The organism is Flavihumibacter petaseus NBRC 106054 (assembly GCF_000974785.1).
GTDB lineage: Bacteria > Bacteroidota > Bacteroidia > Chitinophagales > Chitinophagaceae > Flavihumibacter > Flavihumibacter petaseus.
The window spans coordinates 691,717-710,126 of record NZ_BBWV01000002.1 but is presented as its reverse complement, the minus strand read 5'-3'; the positions used below and the strand labels follow the sequence as shown (position 1 = coordinate 710,126).

Annotated in this window: 19 protein-coding genes; 7 read left to right on the top strand and 12 right to left on the bottom strand. The window is 50.4% G+C overall.

The features are described from left to right. The 5 genes from rpsM to FPE01S_RS12890 form a co-directional block, all read right to left on the bottom strand. Positions 1 to 381, bottom strand: a complete 381-nt coding sequence (gene rpsM, locus FPE01S_RS12910; RefSeq protein ID WP_046369372.1) for a 30S ribosomal protein S13 — start codon at positions 379 to 381, stop codon at positions 1 to 3. Between the two features lie 49 nt (positions 382 to 430). Continuing rightward, positions 431 to 547 (bottom strand): type B 50S ribosomal protein L36, encoded by a 117-nt coding sequence (gene ykgO, locus FPE01S_RS12905; protein WP_046369371.1) that lies wholly within the window; start codon positions 545 to 547, stop codon positions 431 to 433. 9 nt (positions 548 to 556) lie between these two features. After that, a complete protein-coding gene (gene infA / locus FPE01S_RS12900; RefSeq protein WP_046369370.1) occupies positions 557 to 775 on the bottom strand; it encodes a translation initiation factor IF-1 in 219 nt (72 codons plus the stop codon). 99 nt (positions 776 to 874) lie between these two features. Next, a complete protein-coding gene (locus FPE01S_RS12895) occupies positions 875 to 1,273 on the bottom strand; it encodes a hypothetical protein (protein ID WP_046369369.1) in 399 nt (132 codons plus the stop codon). A 117-nt stretch (positions 1,274 to 1,390) separates the two neighbouring features. Continuing rightward, on the bottom strand, positions 1,391 to 2,548 hold the full coding sequence (locus FPE01S_RS12890) for a homogentisate 1,2-dioxygenase (RefSeq protein WP_046369368.1): 1,158 nt from the start codon (positions 2,546 to 2,548) through the stop codon (positions 1,391 to 1,393). A gap of 182 nt (positions 2,549 to 2,730) precedes the next feature. Here FPE01S_RS12890 and FPE01S_RS12885 point away from each other — a divergent pair, with 182 nt between their 5' ends. Continuing rightward, the gene (locus FPE01S_RS12885) at positions 2,731 to 3,267 is read left to right on the top strand and encodes a metallophosphoesterase family protein (protein WP_046369367.1); all 537 of its coding nucleotides are present in this window, start codon (positions 2,731 to 2,733) and stop codon (positions 3,265 to 3,267) included. A gap of 6 nt (positions 3,268 to 3,273) precedes the next feature. On the opposite strand, the gene FPE01S_RS12880 is transcribed toward FPE01S_RS12885, so the two are convergent. Continuing rightward, positions 3,274 to 3,744, bottom strand: coding sequence for a hypothetical protein (locus tag FPE01S_RS12880; RefSeq protein ID WP_046369366.1), 471 nt, complete (start codon positions 3,742 to 3,744; stop codon positions 3,274 to 3,276). A 22-nt stretch (positions 3,745 to 3,766) separates the two neighbouring features. Continuing rightward, positions 3,767 to 4,876 carry a TolB family protein gene (locus tag FPE01S_RS12875; RefSeq protein ID WP_052955752.1) on the bottom strand — a complete coding sequence of 370 codons (1,110 nt, stop codon included), beginning with the start codon at positions 4,874 to 4,876 and terminating at the stop codon, positions 3,767 to 3,769. A 92-nt stretch (positions 4,877 to 4,968) separates the two neighbouring features. Here FPE01S_RS12875 and FPE01S_RS12870 point away from each other — a divergent pair, with 92 nt between their 5' ends. From FPE01S_RS12870 to FPE01S_RS12855, 4 genes are all read left to right on the top strand, one after another. Then, positions 4,969 to 5,955, top strand: a complete 987-nt coding sequence (locus tag FPE01S_RS12870; RefSeq protein ID WP_169749164.1) for a tetratricopeptide repeat protein — start codon at positions 4,969 to 4,971, stop codon at positions 5,953 to 5,955. A 24-nt stretch (positions 5,956 to 5,979) separates the two neighbouring features. Beyond that, positions 5,980 to 6,633 (top strand): ribulose-phosphate 3-epimerase, encoded by a 654-nt coding sequence (gene rpe / locus FPE01S_RS12865; RefSeq protein ID WP_046369364.1) that lies wholly within the window; start codon positions 5,980 to 5,982, stop codon positions 6,631 to 6,633. A 53-nt stretch (positions 6,634 to 6,686) separates the two neighbouring features. Then, on the top strand, positions 6,687 to 9,119 hold the full coding sequence (locus FPE01S_RS12860) for a TonB-dependent receptor (RefSeq protein WP_245623996.1): 2,433 nt from the start codon (positions 6,687 to 6,689) through the stop codon (positions 9,117 to 9,119). A 492-nt stretch (positions 9,120 to 9,611) separates the two neighbouring features. Continuing rightward, complete coding sequence (locus FPE01S_RS12855; protein ID WP_046369362.1) at positions 9,612 to 10,328, top strand: pyridoxine 5'-phosphate synthase; 717 nt, start codon at positions 9,612 to 9,614, stop codon at positions 10,326 to 10,328. Between the two features lie 7 nt (positions 10,329 to 10,335). On the opposite strand, the gene FPE01S_RS24915 is transcribed toward FPE01S_RS12855, so the two are convergent. Beyond that, positions 10,336 to 11,079: a hypothetical protein gene (locus FPE01S_RS24915; RefSeq protein WP_052955751.1), complete on the bottom strand. Its 744-nt coding sequence runs from the start codon at positions 11,077 to 11,079 to the stop codon at positions 10,336 to 10,338. Positions 11,080 to 11,189: 110 nt separating this feature from the next. On the opposite strand from FPE01S_RS24915, the gene FPE01S_RS12845 reads away from it, so the two are divergent. Beyond that, positions 11,190 to 12,308 (top strand): DUF2911 domain-containing protein, encoded by a 1,119-nt coding sequence (locus tag FPE01S_RS12845; RefSeq protein WP_046369361.1) that lies wholly within the window; start codon positions 11,190 to 11,192, stop codon positions 12,306 to 12,308. Here FPE01S_RS12845 and FPE01S_RS12840 read toward each other — a convergent pair. Then, complete coding sequence (locus FPE01S_RS12840) at positions 12,301 to 13,236, bottom strand: c-type cytochrome (RefSeq protein WP_046369360.1); 936 nt, start codon at positions 13,234 to 13,236, stop codon at positions 12,301 to 12,303. The genes FPE01S_RS12845 and FPE01S_RS12840 overlap by 8 nt on opposite strands. A gap of 107 nt (positions 13,237 to 13,343) precedes the next feature. Beyond that, the gene (locus tag FPE01S_RS12835; protein WP_046369359.1) at positions 13,344 to 14,864 is read right to left on the bottom strand and encodes a sulfatase family protein; all 1,521 of its coding nucleotides are present in this window, start codon (positions 14,862 to 14,864) and stop codon (positions 13,344 to 13,346) included. 96 nt (positions 14,865 to 14,960) lie between these two features. Between FPE01S_RS12835 and FPE01S_RS12830 the strand changes: the two genes are divergently transcribed. After that, the gene (locus tag FPE01S_RS12830; RefSeq protein ID WP_046369879.1) at positions 14,961 to 15,953 is read left to right on the top strand and encodes an LLM class flavin-dependent oxidoreductase; all 993 of its coding nucleotides are present in this window, start codon (positions 14,961 to 14,963) and stop codon (positions 15,951 to 15,953) included. A gap of 1,013 nt (positions 15,954 to 16,966) precedes the next feature. Here FPE01S_RS12830 and FPE01S_RS12825 read toward each other — a convergent pair. Next, positions 16,967 to 17,680, bottom strand: coding sequence for a DNA alkylation repair protein (locus FPE01S_RS12825; RefSeq protein ID WP_046369358.1), 714 nt, complete (start codon positions 17,678 to 17,680; stop codon positions 16,967 to 16,969). Between the two features lie 158 nt (positions 17,681 to 17,838). Next, the gene (locus FPE01S_RS12820; RefSeq protein ID WP_157474016.1) at positions 17,839 to 18,387 is read right to left on the bottom strand and encodes a hypothetical protein; all 549 of its coding nucleotides are present in this window, start codon (positions 18,385 to 18,387) and stop codon (positions 17,839 to 17,841) included. Between the last annotated feature and the right edge of the window lie 23 nt (positions 18,388 to 18,410).

The window sequence follows — 18,410 nt, the reverse complement described above, 5'->3', positions numbered from 1 at the left end:
TTACTTCTTAGGAGCTTTCTTTTTACCAGCAACTGTTTTGCGCTTACCTTTCCGGGTACGGCTGTTGGTCTTGGTACGCTGACCACGCAACGGCAACCCTTTACGGTGACGCAAACCACGGTAGCAGGCGATATCAAGCAGACGCTTGATGCTCATCTGTACCTCAGAGCGAAGCTGACCTTCTACCTTCAACTCATCGTTGATGGTATTACGGATAGCCGCCAGTTCATCGTCGTTCCATTCGTGAACCTTCTTGTCCAGACTGATGTTGGACTTGGTCAGAATGTACTGGGCGGTAGAACGACCGATACCGTAGATATAGGTCAGGCCTATCTCCCCTCTTTTGTTTTTTGGTAAATCAACACCGGCAATACGAGCCATAATCTGATTCTATTTTCTATTTTACAAATGACTGCTTGTTGCAACGCAATTAACCCTGGCGCTGCTTATAACGCGGGTTCTTCTTGTTGATCACATAGAGCTTCCCTTTCCTGCGCACGATCTTGCAATCTGCGCTGCGCTTCTTGATGGATGCACGAACTTTCATGACGCTTTATTATTTGTATCTAAAAATTATCCTGCCCCTGCTCAAATCATATGGACTCATCTCCACTCCCACCTTATCACCAGGAAGGATTCTGATATAGTGCATCCTCATCTTTCCGGAAATCGTCGCCAGTATTTCATGGTCGTTCTGGAGCTTTACTTTGAACATAGCATTCGAAAGGGCTTCCACAATAATTCCATCCTGTTTAATGAGTGCTTGTTTTGCCATACAGATTTTGGGAGCGCAAAGATAACGATAAATCCTTCAAATAATAAAAAAATTGGGGAATTCTCCCCAATTGTCGACAAATATAACGGTATTTTCCCTTTAATTACGACCCAGCTCCACCTTGGTCATCTGGTAATAATGGTTCTGAAGCTGGTGCACGGAGATCGGTTGCTTAATATGCCGGCGGTCCTCACGATACCAGATCTCAAAATCCCCAAACCCGTCCTCCTTGTCCAGCATGATCCGGAATGGCCCCTTTTTGTACTTCACCGACCCGTTACCATTCAATTCCTTTTCAAAATTCAGTTTGAACAATTCCCCCTCGGTCAGAGGAATCGGCAGCAAATCCTCCGGCTTGAACCAGAAATCCTGCACATCCGTCTGCACACAGACCTCCTTGTCCTCGCTATTCAGCTCATTAACAATGCCTTCCCAGCGCTCTCCTTCATATTGGGCGTAAACGTAGTCGCCCGGTTGCAATTCATTGAATTTGATCATATGGCGATGCATTTATGGTTAATCTAATATAAGTGAAAATTATTTTACCTCAACACCCTATCCTATGATCAAATTAAGAAGAATATTAATTTAAATGACTGTTTAAAACCTGACCGGTCACTCCGCCCAGCTCATCGTATACCCCTGGTTCTCGATCCGCAACGCTTCTTCCGTAAGCTGCAGCGCATGAAAGGTATCCACCATCACCGCCAGTTCTCCGGTCTCCTTCTTTCCCAGGCTCTTCTCCACTGCCCCCGGATGCGGCCCATGCGGAATGCCCGCCGGATGCAGGGTGATCATCCCCCGGGTTACATTTTTCCGGCTCATAAAATCACCATCCACATAATAAAGCAATTCATCACTGTCAATATTACTGTGGTTATAAGGTGCCGGGATAGCCTGCGGATGATAATCATACAACCGTGGCACAAAGGAACAGACCACAAAATTGTTGGCCTCGAAGGTCTGGTGCACCGGCGGCGGCTGATGCACCCTGCCGGTAATGGGTTCAAAATCATGAATGCTGAAGGCATAAGGATAACAACAGCCATCCCATCCGATCACATCAAAAGGATGATGGCCGTAATGCAGGCCATACAACATGCCCTTCTTTTTCGTCCGGATCAGGAAATCACCCGCCTCGTTAATCGTTTCCAGGTTTCCGGGAACACGGATATCCCTTTCGCAGAAAGGTGAATGCTCCAGCAACTGCCCGTTTTTGCTGAGGTACTTTTTCGGAAAGCGGATGGGACTGAAGGACTCGACCACAAACAGCCGGTTCGCCGTGGTCGCGAATTCGACCTGGTAGATCGTTCCGCGCGGAATGACCAGGTAATCGCCATATGCAAATGGCAACTCACCATACTGCGTACGCAAGGTGCCGCTCCCCTCATGAATAAAAATCAGCTCGTCGGCGTCGGCATTCTTAAAGAAATAATCCCTGTTACCGGAGCGCGGTGCAGCGAGGGAAATATGCAGGTCATTATTGATGAGGATGGCCTTGCGGCTATCCAGGTAATCCTCTTCAGGCGCGATATGGAAACCCTCGAAACTGCGGTGTTTCAGCATGGCGGCCTCTGCTGCCACAGGCATAACATTCACGGGTGCATCCGTTGCGATGATCGCAGTGGGCGGATGGCAGTGATACAGGATGGAGTAATCGTTACTGAATCCCTCGGTGGAAAATAATTGTTCGGAATATAAGGTGCCGTCGGGCTGACGGTATTGGGTATGTCTTTTATGGGGAACCTGTCCCACTTTCTGATAGTGTGCCATGTAAATTGATTTAGAAGGATGAAATGCAGGGTTGAAAAATCAACTCCTCACACTCATCGCCAGCATCGTTAACAGGAACACGTATTTCCAGCGACGCTTGTCGATCCACCAGGTGAAGTTTCTGTGGAATGGCATAGCAGGTTATTCACCTAAAGGTAGTAAATCCTATTTTGCATTCCGTCATGACAAAAATCGGACTGATATCAGATACACACAGCTGGATGGATGACAAGATCCTCAAAGCGCTGGACAACTGCGACGAGATCTGGCATGCCGGCGACTTCGGCAATGAGGCCGTAGCAGAAGCATTGGAAAAAACCGGTAAGCCTGTCAAAGGAGTTTACGGCAATATCGATGGCTATGCTATTCGTTCGGTGTTTCCGGAAGTGCTGCATTTTACCTGCGAAGCTGTTCCGGTAATGATGAAACATATCGGAGGTTATCCCGGGCGCTATGCCCCGGGTGTAAAAAAAGAAATCGCGGCTTCCGGTGCCCGGCTGTTTATCAGCGGACATTCCCATATCCTGAAAGTGCAGTATGATGCTGCCCTGCAATGCCTGCACATCAATCCCGGTGCTGCTGGTCACCAGGGCTGGCATACTGTACGAACGCTGGTTCAGTTCGTAATCGATGGCGACCAGATCAGGGATTGCGCAGTTGTAGAATTGGGACGACGTGGCCAGGGCGTTGCCCCGGGTCATATCACCACCGACGAATAATCCCACTTACATGCCGGGGAACCAGGGACGCGCAATGGCTTCCCGGAATGGCCACGGAATGCTGGCAAGAATAACGACCAGTGCAATCAGGAACAGCCAGAAAGCCTGTTTGTGCTGCGGTCCGGCTGCAGTGGCAGGTTTCCCCTTGCCTCTTCCGATCGTAATCAGCACAATAGCGATCAGCATGCCCACAAAATGCTCCACGGCAAAAAACCGGTAAGGTGCAGATTTCATCACCTCTCCGAAACCGAGCTTCATGATATTTTTCAATCCGAGATCGCCAATCAGCCACTGGATCAATCCGATGAGGAATGTCGTATGCGCGCTGATCATCAGGAACAGGTCGGTCTTGCGGTCTTTTTTCGTATAGGCATTCTTGTCCATCATGCCATTGAAATGCCGCACCAGGGCAATAATCAACAGTACAAGAATTACCCAGCGAAGGAAACTATGGAGATGTAAGAGTCCGGTATACATAGCAGGAAAGTTGTTGTATTGTTTATTCGGTCCAGTCAGCAACAAAGATATTGGTATCACGCGTTCCACCGTTATTGCGGTTGGAACAGAACACCAGTTTTTTTCCGTCGTAACTGAACATGGCAAAAGCATCAAAGCCTTTGTCGCGGCTGATCTTCTGTAATCCCGAACCATCAGGATTAATGGTATAGAGATTAAAGGGGAAACCACGTTTGTATTCATGGTTCGACGCAAACAGGATGCGCCTGCTGTCTGGCATGAAAACCGGTGCCCAGTTGGCATTGCCCAGCCTGGTCACCTGCTGCACATTGCTTCCGTCGGCATTGGCCGTGAAAACCTCCATCCTGGTAGGCGCCACCAGGTGCGCTGCCAGCAATTCCTTGTATTCAGTAACCTCTTCCGGTGTCTGCGGACGGCTGGCCCTCCAGATGATTTTCTTACCATCGCGGCTGAACCACGCCCCACCATCATATCCCAGCGTATTCGTCAGTTTCTTTTCTTTACCGGTGGCCAGATCCATCGCATAGAGGTCAAGATCACCGTCTTTGTCGCTCGTATAGATCATCGTTTTGCCGTCGGGAGAAAGGGTAGCTTCAGCATCATAGCCTTTGGCGTTGGTCAGCTGTTTGATAATCCTGCCGGAAGTATCCGCCAGGAAGATATCATAGCTGTCATAAAGTGGCCAGATATACCGGTTACCGTATTTGGAACGGTCCGGAACCGGGGGACAACTATCGCCGCCCAGGTGCGTGGAGGCATAGATGATATGTTTGCCGTCAGGCAGAAAATAAGGGCAGGTGGTCCTTCCCTTACCCGTACTCACCATCCTGGGCTGAAATGGTTCTGCAGCAGTCTGAGGCACTTTACCAATGAAGATCTGGTCACAGGGCAAACCTTCTTTGGCGTTGGTGCGCTGGAAGATCAGGTAACGGCCGTCATAGCTGAAATACGCCTCGGCATTATCACCTCCGAAGGTCAGCTGCCGGAGATTCCTGAAATGGGTTTCTTCCGGGTAGTGAAGGGTGTCTGCAGGACGGGCATGTTCTGCCTTCGTTTGTGCCCGCCCGGTATGCATACCGGCGATCACCAGTGTTACCGTTACCAGGAATGCGGAAATATAACTGCTTTTCATGTTTCGCGTTCGAGCGCAAATGTATTGGATAATCCCGTTCCTGCCGAAATCCATAGCTTTGGAAAATGAATATCCGGGTTAAAACTGCATTAATGGCCGTACTGGTGGCTGTCGCCGGCTGCAATTCCGATAACGGTGGTAAAGCTGCTCCGAACAACAAAGCCATACTGGATGCGCCTCCATTCGCCGGCGTTTCTGACAGTATCCGCAGGTATCCGGATAATCTCTCCCTATATCTACGCAGGGCCGATCTGCTTACCCAGCAGGCGCAATATGTACTGGCTTACCGCGACCTGAGCAAGGTGTGGGACAAATCGCCCACTGAAGCTCTAGGCGTTCAGCTGGTCAACAATCTTTTCCTGCAGGGCAAAAGTGATGAGGCCATGAAAAAACTTCAGGCTTTGCAACAGCAGTTCCCGGAAAGCCTCCTGCTCAAACGCCGCATGGGTGAAGCGCTCCTGCTGAATGGTCAGTACGACCAGGCAATTGCTGCTTATGACACCATCATTGCGAATGACCCAAACGACTTTGAGGCCTACTATGAAAGGGCTACGCTCCACCTGAACAAAGCTGATACCGCCGCCGCCATCACCGACCTCGAAAAGTCATTTTCCCTGCAACCCACACAGCTGGCTGCCATTTCCCTTGCAAATCTGTATGCGGAAAAGAAAAATCCGCGTGCGGTAGCACTGGCGGATGAAGTTATCGGAAGAGACTCCGCCGGAGAATTGATCGACCCGGTTTATATCAAGGGGATCTATTACGCCAATACCGGTCAGTCAGCCAAAGCACTCGAAGCTTTTAACCAGTGTATCCGGATGGACTGGAAATTCCAGGAGGCCTATATTGAAAAGGGGATCATCTATTTCGGTCAGAAAAACCTGGATGAAGCCTTGCAGCAATTCAAACTGGCAGCCACCGTGACCAACACTTTTGCGGATGCCTATTTCTGGCAGGGCCGGTGCTATGAAGCGCTGGGTAAAAAGGAAGATGCCATTGCCAATTATGTTCGCGCGTACGCTCTTGACAAAGAGTTCACCGAAGCCCGCGAACGCGCGGAAAAGCTGGGTGGCAAATAATTCAAATACTGTACTTTTAAAGCTATGTTGCTAGCACCTTCTTTACTTGCTGCCGACTTCCTTCACCTGCAAAAAGCCTGCGACCTGCTTAACAATTCTGCGGCCGACTGGTTTCACCTGGATGTGATGGATGGCCGGTTCGTACCCAATATCAGTTACGGCCTTCCGGTAATCAGCCAGCTGCGTAAAGCAAGCCAGAAGATCTTCGACGTGCATTTGATGATCGAAGAACCCGAAAAATTTGCAAGTGCCTTTCGTGATGCCGGCGCCAACAACCTTACCGTACACCTGGAAGCCTGCCGGCACCTCCACAGGAATGTACAGCAGATCCGTGACCTGGGTATGACGGCCGGCGTGGCGATCAATCCCCATACACCGGTTGAACTGTTGTACGATATCCTCCCCGATCTTCACCTCGTACTGATCATGAGCGTGAATCCCGGGTTCGGCGGGCAGCAATTCATTCCGCATACTTATGAGAAGATCCGTGTACTGAAACAACGCATCAACAAAAAAGGACTCAACACCCTGATCGAAGTGGATGGTGGCGTGGATCTTGATAACGCCCGCCAGTTGCTCGATGCAGGTGCAGATGTGCTGGTGGCCGGTACTTCTGTTTTCCGCGCCAAGGATCCCGCTGCAGCCATTGCTGCTTTCAAGCAAACCGGACAAAAGTGACCTTACGCCATTATATCGCTGTCCTTGTCTCAGGGATCCTTCTTATGCCCTGCATGGTATGGGCACAGGCAAAAAAAGCAACGATCACCGGCATCGTGGTCAATGAAGACGACCGCCCCCTTCCGGGTGTAAGCATCACCCTGCTCGGTAAAACCGCAGGTACCAGCACCAATGATTCCGGCCGCTTCCGGATCCAGGTAGTTGCAGAAAAAGCAGTTGCGCTGGTCTTCACTTATACCGGGTATCAAACCGAACAAAGGAATTTTCTCCTCAACAACAAGGAAGAAGAAACCATCACCCTCCGGATGACCCGCAGCAGTACGGCACTTCCGGAAGTCACGGTAACGGACGAACGCACCCGCCGGGAAGCCGGGCTCGTTACCATCAATCCCAAACAAGCCATCAACATTCCCACACCTGGTGGCGGCATCGAAAGTCTCATCAAGGTTTTTGTCGGTTCCAACAATGAGCTCACCTCCAACTATAATGTTCGTGGAGGCAGTTATGATGAGAACCTCATTTACGTCAATGATTTTGAAGTATATCGTCCTTACCTGGTAAGGAACGGCCAGCAGGAGGGCCTGAGTTTCATCAACCCGGAAATGACCCGGTCTGTCAATTTCTATGAAGGTGGCTTCCAGGCGAAATACGGCGACAAGCTTTCTTCCGTACTTGACATTGCCTATAAAAAACCAAAAACCTTCGGGGGATCAGCTTATATCGGCTTACTCGAACAGGGTCTTGAACTGGAAGGCAGCACCAAAAACAGCAGGTTCAGCTACCTCGTAGGCGCCCGCCACCGCAACAACCGCAACCTGCTGAGCAGCCAGGAAACCAAGGGAAACTATGTTCCTTCTGCCGTCGACTTTCAAAGCCTTTTCACCTGGCAGGTCAGTCCGCGGTGGACTGCTGAATTGCTGACGAACTTTTCAGGAAACAAATTCCTGCTGCAACCCACTTTCAGCCAGCCCTCCGCGGCAGTATTCTCTCCCTATTACTCCGCAAACCTGGGCCTCGACATCTATTTCAATGGAAGAGAAGAGGATCGTTACCGCACCCAGATGGCCGGCATCTCCCTGCAACAGCAGGTGCACAAAAATCTCCGGTTGAAATGGATGGGTTCCTGGTACCGCGACCGCGAGAACGAAAACATCGATATTACAGGTGCTTATCTTTTCGGGGAAAGATCTTTTGATGAAAGCAAACATGACTTCGGGGAGATCGTCAATCCGCTCGGCGCCGGTGTCTTCCAGAACTATGCCCGGAATGATCTGAAAATCGATGTCTGGAATTTTTCGCATAAGGGATACTGGGATGTGGGCAACCATTTTGTCAACTGGGGACTCTCCTATGACCGGCAACTCGTGGATGACCATCTCAATGAATTCGAATACCAGGATTCAGCAGGTTATTCCCTTCCCTATCAGCCTGGCGCACTGCCTTTGTACAAGCGCCTGAAATCAACCGCTGATTTCGGCGTAAACCGCTACAGCGCCTTTATCCAGGACAATTTCGCTTTGGGTGACTCCTCCGGATTCAGTCTCCAGGCCGGTGTGCGGTTCAACTACAATGACCTCAACAACGAATTCCTCATTTCTCCCCGCGCAGGCATTTCCTGGAAACCCAGGAACTGGAAACGCGACATCATCTTTCGCGGAAGCGCCGGCATCTACCAGCAACCTCCCTTCTACCGCGAAATGCGGCGGTATGACGGAACAGTCAATTATGACCTGAAAGCCCAGAAGAGCTGGCAGGTAAGCGGCGGATTCGATTACAACTTCAATGCCTTTGGCCGCCAGTTGAAATGGACCGCTGAAGCATACTACAAATCACTCTGGGATGTAGTGCCGTATGACATCGACAATGTACGCATGCGATACTACGGTGAAAACAATGCCAAAGCCTATGCTGCAGGTATCGAAACCAGAATCATCGGCGATATCGTGAAGGATGCAGAGAGTTATTTCAGTCTTGGTTTCATGCGCACGCGGGAAGACATCAAAGACGATTACTTCTATAACTATACCCTTGACTCACTCAACCAGCCGGTGGACAGCACCCTTACCCAGCACGGCTGGCTGCGCCGGCCAACAGACCGCCTGATCACTGTCGGCATTTTCTTCCAGGACTATCTCAGTACCAATAAGAATTTCAAGATCTACGTCAACACGATCTATGGTTCCAACCTCCCCTATAATATTCCCAATTCAGCGAAATACAGGAACGCTCTGATCATCGACCCTTACCTTCGGATCGACCTCGGTTTCAGCGCCCTGCTTCTCACGAGCGATCGCAGCAAACGGCGCAGCCACAGCCCTTTCCGGGATTTCGACAATATCTGGGCGACGCTGGAAGTCTATAACGTGATCGACCGCCCCAATACGATCTCTTACCTGCTCATCAAGGATTTTGCCAATACTACCTATGCTATCCCCAACCGGCTCACGCCACGGTTGCTGAACCTCAAGCTGGTTGCACGCTGGTAGAAGAAAAGACGCGGTGAAATGCTTTGTAGCTGTGGGCGCGTTTCTCGCGATTTTTTTTGCTGAAGTTTTTGGGCGCTGCGCTTTTTCACGCAGGTGTACTTTTTTCACGCCAAGGCGCAAAGGTGCAAAGGCGCAAAGTAGTAGTAGTAGTTGTTGTTGTTGTAGTAGTAGGGTTTGTAGTTGTGTTTGTAGTTGTATAATGCCGATTTAATTGTTGCAGTCATAGATGCAGCATTAGTAATAGTTGAAGGTGATGTAAGCAAAAAAGTGTTTCAACAGACATCTTTTACTGTTACCATTTTTCGTGGAAAACAGGCCACTTGTTCACTCACGCATTGCCTGAAATTTTTGTCGGGTGCTAATCTTTCTCTCCTTTGCACCTTTGCACCTTTGCATCTTTGCGCGAAACCGGGCATCCATGTCTGAAAACTGAGACCTTGCGTGACACCCAGGTTCGCGTGAAAAACACGCGCAGCATATTATCTTTGTAGCATGACCAAGCTCTCCGTGAACATCAACAAATTTGCCACGTTGCGCAACAGCCGCGGTGGAAGCAATCCTGACGTCGTTAAAGCAGCCATGGATGCAGAGGCATTCGGCGCCAATGGTGTAACAGTACATCCCCGTCCGGATGAAAGGCATATCCGTTATGCCGATGTGCGGGCAATACGGCCGTTGATCACTACCGAGTTTAATATTGAGGGTAACTGCCAGGAACAAAAATTCATCGACCTGGTTCTTGAAGTGAAACCGCACCAGGTAACACTGGTACCGGATGCGCTCGGACAGATTACGTCTAATCACGGCTGGGATACGCTCCGGCATGCGGATTACCTGCGAGAGATCATCGGTGTCTTTAAAGCCGCTGGTATCCGCACATCCATCTTTGTTGATCCCGTGATCAACATGATCAATGGCGCTGCGGAAACAGGAACTGACCGCGTAGAGCTGTATACCGAACCTTATGCCGTGCATTTTGCCCTGGATCGCGAAGCAGCGGTCGCGCCCTTTACCGCTGCCGCAAAAAGAGCCCATGAACTGGGTCTCGGCATCAATGCGGGTCATGACCTGGATCTGCAAAACCTGCAATTCTTCGCCAGGAACGTACCGCACCTGGCAGAAGTTTCTATCGGCCATGCACTGGTTTGTGATGCGCTGTATTATGGATACGAGAACACGATCCAACTTTACTTAAGGCAATTGAAATAGCTGACTGTTACTGCTCCTTTTCACGCACCCAGGTAAACGCCTGCCCTTCCAATAAAGGGTGACCACCTTCCAGCGCGGAACCATCGGCTAGCGGCAACAGGCTGAAACCAGTGAAAAAATATTCCGGCATCCACGTTTCAATGGAAAACCGGTAAAGGGTGATTTTCGGGTCGGTGATCGCAAACCGGCTGTAGCGTTCCGGGCAAAACCGGAATTGAAGAATAAGGCTGTCGGGAAGCCCGGACGCATATTTTTCTGCCGGGAAAACGGCCATCCCATCCTGCCGCATCTTCCCTTCTACTGCTTCATTTCCCTTTTTCAGGTAACAGTCAATGAAAGGAAGAATCATGGTATTCTTTTCCTCCACTTTGACAATGATCACCGGAGGTGCTTTTTTGTTGTCAGTCTTCTGGCTGGCAGACTTGCTATTGCCAGAGCCACTTCCATTACCAGTGCCGCCCCCGTTACCGTCCGGCACTTCAGTATCAGTACCCAGCAACCGGAAATCGCTGCCGGGCCATGGCCTGGACTGAAAAACAATGCGGCCGCCAGCTACTGACCATCGCCCCGTGCCTGTCCGGTCGAGCGCGCCATAGGAGAAAAAAAATTCAAAAGTTGAATCAGGCTTCAGCCGGAAAGCAGAAGCAACTTCGTGTACGCCCTGGAGGTAATAATCACCAGCCAGTGAAGTTTGCGCATCGGCAGAAAAGGCCATATTAAGTACCAGATGAAGGATGAGTAATCTTTTCATAACGGGAACTCGTCTGTTGAAGTTACCATTTATCCTTACAGAAATACACCTGTCCCTTTCCGTTTCCTGATTTCTCTACAATCTGTAGCTTTCTGGCAAAACCAACTGCTATGCACTTGCTTCGTTGTTTTGGAGCATCCCTGCTGCTTGCCGTTCTGCTGCAGCCCGCTTTCGCACAATTGAAAACTGCCCCTGATGGTGGCAATAAACGTGCCCTCGTAGGAGAAACGATCGGCATCACGGATATCACGATCCATTATGACCGGCCTGCTGTGCGCGGCAGGCAGGGCGCCATCTGGGGCAAACTGGTGCCCTATGGATTTACGGACCTGGGCTTCGGCACCAGCAAACAGGCACCCTGGCGCGCAGGAGCCAATGAAAACACCACATTTACCTTTTCCACGGATGTCGCCATCAATGGACATCCGCTTCCCGCAGGCACTTATGGTTTTCACATCGCGGTGTATGAAGACAAATGCACCCTGATCTTTTCGCGGAACAGCACCAGTTGGGGTTCCTTCTTTTACGATCCGAAAGAAGATGTTCTCCGCCTCGATGTAAAACAACAGACCGGCCAGCCGCTTACAGAATATCTCGTATACGATTTTTCGGCTGAGACCGACAGCAGCGCTGAAGTGGGACTGAAATGGGAAAACTGGCGCATACCCTTCACCGTTTCCGTCGATCTGATACCGTTGCAACTCGCGTCCTTCCGCAATGAACTGCGCAGCGAAAAAAGCTTCAGTCCGGGCTGGCAGTCCTGGCACCAGGCTGCAGCATACTGCCTGCAGCACAATGTGAACCTGGAAGAAGCACTGCAGTGGGCGGACATGTCCATCAGCGGTGTTTTTATCGGCCAGCCCAATTTTGCAACGCTGAGTACCAAGGCCGGCATACTCGAAAAACTTGGCCGTTCTGAGGAGGCTTCCAAGCTCATGGCCCAGGCATTACCAATGGGCAATATGAACCAGGTGCATGCCTATGCCAGGCAACTGCTGGCACAGGACAAGAATAAGGAAGCGATCAGCGCATTCAAAAAGAACTACGAAAAATATCCCAATACTTTCACCACCAACATGGGTATGGTCAGGGCATCTGCTGCTGAGGGCGACAACAAAAAAGCCATCAGTTATGCAGAGAAAGCACTGGCCCAGGCACCCGACCCGGCCAACAAATCCAACGTTGAGCAGGTGATCAAAGCGCTGAAGGAAGGCAAAAAGATCAATTGACCGCGGTTTTTGCCGGCTTCACCGTACGCAGGTATTTATAGATTGCCTTCAACTCATCATCAGTCATTTTGCCAAAAGCTGTCCATGGCATATGGCTGTGTGCGATCAGTTTGCCCATGCGGAAACGCTGAATGAACATTTCCTGCGACCATCCGAAAAGGCGGCTGCTGCTATCGGGGGTAAGGTTGGGGGGCGTTAACGGGGGAAGACCCTCTTCTTCGAAAGGATTTCCGCCTGCGAGCGGCTCTCCTACAAAATTGCCGGTGCCGTCGCGCTTGGTATGACACTCATTGCAATTGGCAATATTCATGGTGAGGTACCTGCCATAATCTGCTGTGGTATCCGGTTTGATATAAGGTTTAACCGCTTCTGACGGTCCCACAGGTTTCAGCACGAAGGCACGCAATACTTTTCCGATGGAATTGTATTCATGATCATGCACCTTGTTGTGCACCGCCGGAACACTGCGCAGGTAGCTGATCACTGCTTCCAGGTCGCTGTCTGTCATTTGCTGGAAAGGCATGAAGGGCAGCACCATCTCGCCATTGGCATGCACGCCATATCGGATGATCCGCGCTACTTCGGCATCAGATCGGTTGCCCAGGCCTGTTTCCTTATCAGGTGTAAGGTTGCGGGTATAGAAATTACCGAACGGGAGGTTAAAAGCATAACCGCCTGACAACACAGGATCACCCCCTGCTATCAGGATGGAATCTTTGTTCGGAGTGGTGCTGTGGCAGTCGGCGCAATGCCCGGGACCCAGCACGATGTGACGGCCGCGCTGAATAACAGCTGAATCTTTTGAAGCCCTGATAGCCGGCAGCGGCGCTTCATAGGTAAGGTGTTGCCGGAAGCCGGTTGCCACAGTAACGCCACCTATGAGAACAGCGATTACGGCAACTACCCAGATGAGGATTTTCTTGATCATAGCTAAGGTTTGACAGCAAAACTATCCTGCCTTACGCTGCGATAAAATCCCCTGCCGACTGAGTTGCTATATTTCCTGCATGAATTGTCTATTCCCGCAGGAATTGTCTATTGCTGCAGGATGGCTGCCGCTTCGGTGTCGCGGTAATGGTCAATCTCCCTGCGCAGCTGCTCCTTCAGCCGGATTATATTCTTCGACTGTGCGGGATCGTTATAGATGTTTTTCATTTCCTGCGGGTCCTGCTGCAGATCATATAATTCCCAGGTATTGATACCGCCATAGAACCGCATCAGTTTATACCGTGAGGTCCTGATACCAAAATGCGGATATACGTGATGGGGCTCCGGAAATTCATAGTAGTGATAATAGATCGCTTCCCGCCAGGTTGACTTTTTCGCATCCTGTTTTACAAGTGGATAAAAGGACCGACCCTGCATTCCGGTGTCCCGGGCAAGTCCCGCCATTTCGAGCAAAGTGGGGCCCCAGTCGATCCCGAGGGTAAAGCCATTCACCACTGTACCAGGACGAATATGGCCGGGATAGCGCATCACAAAAGGCGTCCGCAGGGATTCCTCATACATAAACCGCTTGTCGAACCAGCCGTGTTCACCGAGATAAAATCCCTGGTCGGAAGCATAGATGACAATGGTATTGTTCGTCAGGCCCTGCTGATCAACCCACTGCAGGATGCGACCGATATTCCGGTCCATTGATTTTGCGGTGGCGAGGTAATCGCGCAGGTAGCGCTGGTATTTCCATTCCACCAGCGCACGGCCGCTGAGTTTCAGCGAATCAAATTCACGGGATACCTTTCCTTCATAATAACCGGCAAATATTTTGCGCTGGGCACTGTCCATCCGCTTGTAATCACGCATCGTAGTATAGTCGACATGGATCTTAAGATCACTTTTCAGCACCATTGTTTTGTCAATCGACATATCCTGTTTTGCTGCAGCTTCCCGTCCGGAATAATCATCATAAAAATTTTCCGGGATCGGAAAAGTCTTATCGTCAAAACTACCCAGGTCTTCCAGGGAAGGCAACCATTCCCGGTGTGTAGCTTTCTCCCCCACAACAAGAAAAAACGGCGCCTGCTTGTCGCGCTTGCTGAGCCATTGCAGGGAAAACTCCGTGATCAGATCGGTTACATAACCATGTGCGGTGCTGCGCCCGGAATCTTTGGTAATAAAATCCGGGTTATAGTAGTCGCCCTGGCTGTCAAGCACCTTCCAGTAATTGAAGCCATTGGCCATCGGCTTTAAATGCACTTTTCCAATCCATGCAGTCTGGTAACCTGCAGCCTGTAATTTTTCAGGAAATACCGGCTGATTGGGATCAAACGTCTTTTCGTTGAGTTTGTATCCGTTAAGGTGACTGTAACGGCCAGTCAGAAAACAGGCGCGGCTCGGTCCGCAGATGGAATTAGTGATGAAATTATTCCGAAAAAGCGCGCCTTCTTTTGCAATGCGGTCAATATTGGGCGTCTCGGTGAGTTTGCTGCCATATGCGCTGATGGCCTGGCTGGTGTGATCATCAGAAAGTATGAAAATGATATTGGGCCTTGCCTGCTGGGCAACTGTCCATTTGACCAGGAAGACCAGCGCAATCAGTAAAATCCTGTTTATCATGCAACGGATATTTTGTTGCCCAAGATAGCCATGAATCCGCCAGCAGGAACAGGTAACACCGAACAAAAAATACCAATTGCTGTTACTCCATTAACCATGAAGCCCATCAAAATTTCAGTGCTTGACCTTGCGGTAATCACGCAGGGAGGAACAGCCGCCACTGCTTTGGAGCGCACCGTTGACCTGGCCCGGTTTACGGAAACACTCGGCTACGAAAGATTCTGGCTGGCTGAACATCATAACATGGCGAATATTGCCAGTGCGGCAACTGCCGTATTGATCGGGCATGTGGCAGGCGCTACCTCCACCATCCGCGTGGGTTCCGGCGGCATTATGCTACCCAATCACTCGCCGCTGGTGATCGCTGAACAGTTCGGGACCCTGGAAACGCTGTACCCCGGCAGGATCGATCTCGGACTGGGCCGCGCGCCGGGAACGGATCAACTAACGGCAGCAGCCCTTCGCCGCCACCTGGGCAACGGCCTGTACGATTTTAAAGCGCATATTGAGGAACTCGAAGGGTATTTTACCAACAGCAGTCCGGATACCCGTGTGCGCGCTTTTCCCGCTGAAGGGTTATCTGTTCCGTTCTGGATCCTGGGCAGTAGTACCGACAGTGCGTATCTGGCCGCCGAAATGGGTCTTCCCTACGCCTTTGCCTCACATTTTGCACCGGCACAGTTTCTTACCGCAATCGAGATCTACCGGCAACGGTTTCAACCATCTGTTCACCTCGCCAAACCCTATGTAATGGCCTGTGTGAATGTGGTTGCCGCACCGACTGATGAAGAAGCAAAATTCCTGGCCAGCAGCGTGTACCAGATGTTCCTGGGAATTATCCGGAACAACCGCCGCGGATTGCAACCGCCAGTAGAAGATATCGACGAAGTCTGGGAACCACATGAGGCTGCAGCCGTGAAGCAGATGACGGCATACTCCTTCGTCGGCGGGCCGGAAAAGCTCGCAGCGCAGTTCGATAACTTTCTGAAAGTGACAAAACTCGATGAGATCATGGTGACAACCAATCTCTATGACCAGGAAGCAAGGAAGCGGTCTTACGCTTTGCTGAAGGATATCCTTGTGCCATAGGTTCACGCGAATTTTAATAGTGCCGGTCCGTTTTTCACGCTGGTTGTGTTTTTGCGGGCAGGTTTTTCACGCGAACTTTTATTTCGCGCAATGCACGCAAAGGGGCCAAGCCGCAAAGATTAAAACTTACCTGGTATCAGGCGTGTTTTCGTTCAGCTAATGTAGTCGTTATCCAGTACCCGATAAGTTTGGCGGCCTGCGGCCGGAAGTACGCAAAAACTTCCCGATTGGCAGAGGAACCAAAACAATGTGTCAAGCCAAATCAGGATTTATTCTTTAACCTGTATAGCTATTCAGGGCAGGCATAAGGCAGCTTCAAATAAGTCTAAAAATGGCCTTATCCTAGTGTCATTCCCGTGTAAAGGGGTGCCTTTACCCGGGGAGGAGGCCGGGTTGACACTAGGATAAGGCCATTTTTGAGCTTTTTTCAGGCCAGGAAAATTTAGGGCCAACGGGAAGATCCGAGCACTATTCTGAGTTATTCCCCGACCTCTTTGCTACCTCTGTTCAACCTCAGTTGGACCTCAGATTTACTACGCGGGGTACTCGGGTTTACCTCTAAAACAGAGGCGAACACCTCGGATTCCGAGGTCAACACGAGGTTCTACATAGGGAACATAGACCGTGAACCGAGGTCAAATCAAGGGTTTCACCGACTCGTCCCAGGAAAAGAGCAACCTCATCCCGGCAAAAGTGCTACCTCGTCCCAGGAAAAGTGCAACATCGTCCCAATCCTGACGAAAAATAAAAGACTGGTACTAATTTTGAATTCTAATTCAGCTGGCGTTTACCTCTCGCCGTTACCGGGGTATATCGGCTGAAGTAAGTTCTTTGTGGTTTATGGGTAGGTTGCTTTGCGACCTGCGGGTCTGGAAAGGGATTCGTTCGGGTCTCGTTCGTTAATTTAACGAAGCACTCCTCTGAAATGCCGGACCTGAGCCGAAGGCAACCCGAAGAAAGCTGCTGTAAACGGCTTAAACCAGGGTGTAAACGGCGTTACAATACCATTCGCTTCACAAATTGAGATACTTCTCCCGCTCCTTTGGAGAAAAATGCTCAATGGCATAACGCAACGCAATCCTGGGCATTTCCGCGCCATGGGTGTTGAGAAAAGTTTGCAATGCCGCCTTGTCGACTGTACCTGCGGTGCGCAACCAGCTGCCGATCGCCTTGTGAATGGTCTCCTCGCTGTCTTTCAATAAAATTTCAGCGAGTTTGAAAGTATCGGCTGTTTCCTTTTGGCGGATGAACATCCAGGTGGCTACTATCGAAGTGCGCCGTTCCCAGGGGCTGGCAGATTTCGCAAGCGTGTAAAGGATCTTGCGGGGCTTATCAACCAGGTACAATCCGACCACATGGGGAGCAGCCCGGTCAACCAGGTCCCAGTTGTTGATCCGGTCGTGACGCCGGATATAGAGATCAAACAATGCTTTACGTTGCTCTTCTTTTGTCTTTTTGTCCCTGGCCTGAAAATCCATGATGCTGACGGCGCCCACACGGGCCTCATGCAGTGGACTTTCCAGCAGGCGTTCGACTTCTGCCAGTGGCATTTTCGTATATGCCCTGGCCAGCGCAAACACCTCTCCCATCTTTACACCAATGAACTTATCGCCTTCTGCATTACCGCCTTTACCTGTTTTGAAATACCGGCCGATCTTCTTCAGCTCGTCATCAGATTGAAGCACTTTCAATGCTGTTATAAAGGCTTTTGCAGTCAACTTTTCCATCGGCCAGTTTTGCCCTTTAAGCTACTTAAAAACCGGCATCTCTTTTCGCCCTGGATACTTCTGGCTTTATCCAATGCACAGGTCCCGGTACAAAACATATATACAGCACATTGCAACGCATGAATGAGGAACAAACAACTGCATGAATTTACCATCTATCACCAGCTGGTTGGCCTGAAGTAAGACGCCTGTGTATCCGGGTCATTGGGTCCGAAGCGGGTGACGAGCCACGCCTGTCCGAACTCGTCTTCGTATCCATTCCAGTAGAGTTTGATTGGTTTCAGTTCATCACGGGTGGCAGAGCGATCAAAGTTGCTGCCGGAATTACAACTGTAAAAGCCGCGGAACCGTCCCTGCCTGGGATAGAACGTAAACGACTGGGTCGTTGCATCGAACTGTACCGTTCCTTTGAATTCCGTAAAAGCCTGCCGGGTGCATGCCCCATCATTCGAAACGATCACCTGGAAAAATTCCGCATCACCATTACGGGAAAACTGGAAAGCACGGGAGCTCGAAAAAGGATTGCCGGCGTATTGTCCGTCGTAGGTATACCAGTTGCTCATGGAAAAAGTGCCATTGAGCCATTTACCGGTAAGCGCTTCGGGAACTTCACTCCGGGGAGTATCCGGGATAACCACTTCATCGTCTGAAGATTTGGAGCAGGCCACCACCATCAGGAGTGCCATGCCGAGTATTGCTACTTTCATGATCGAAGGTTTAATGCACCAAA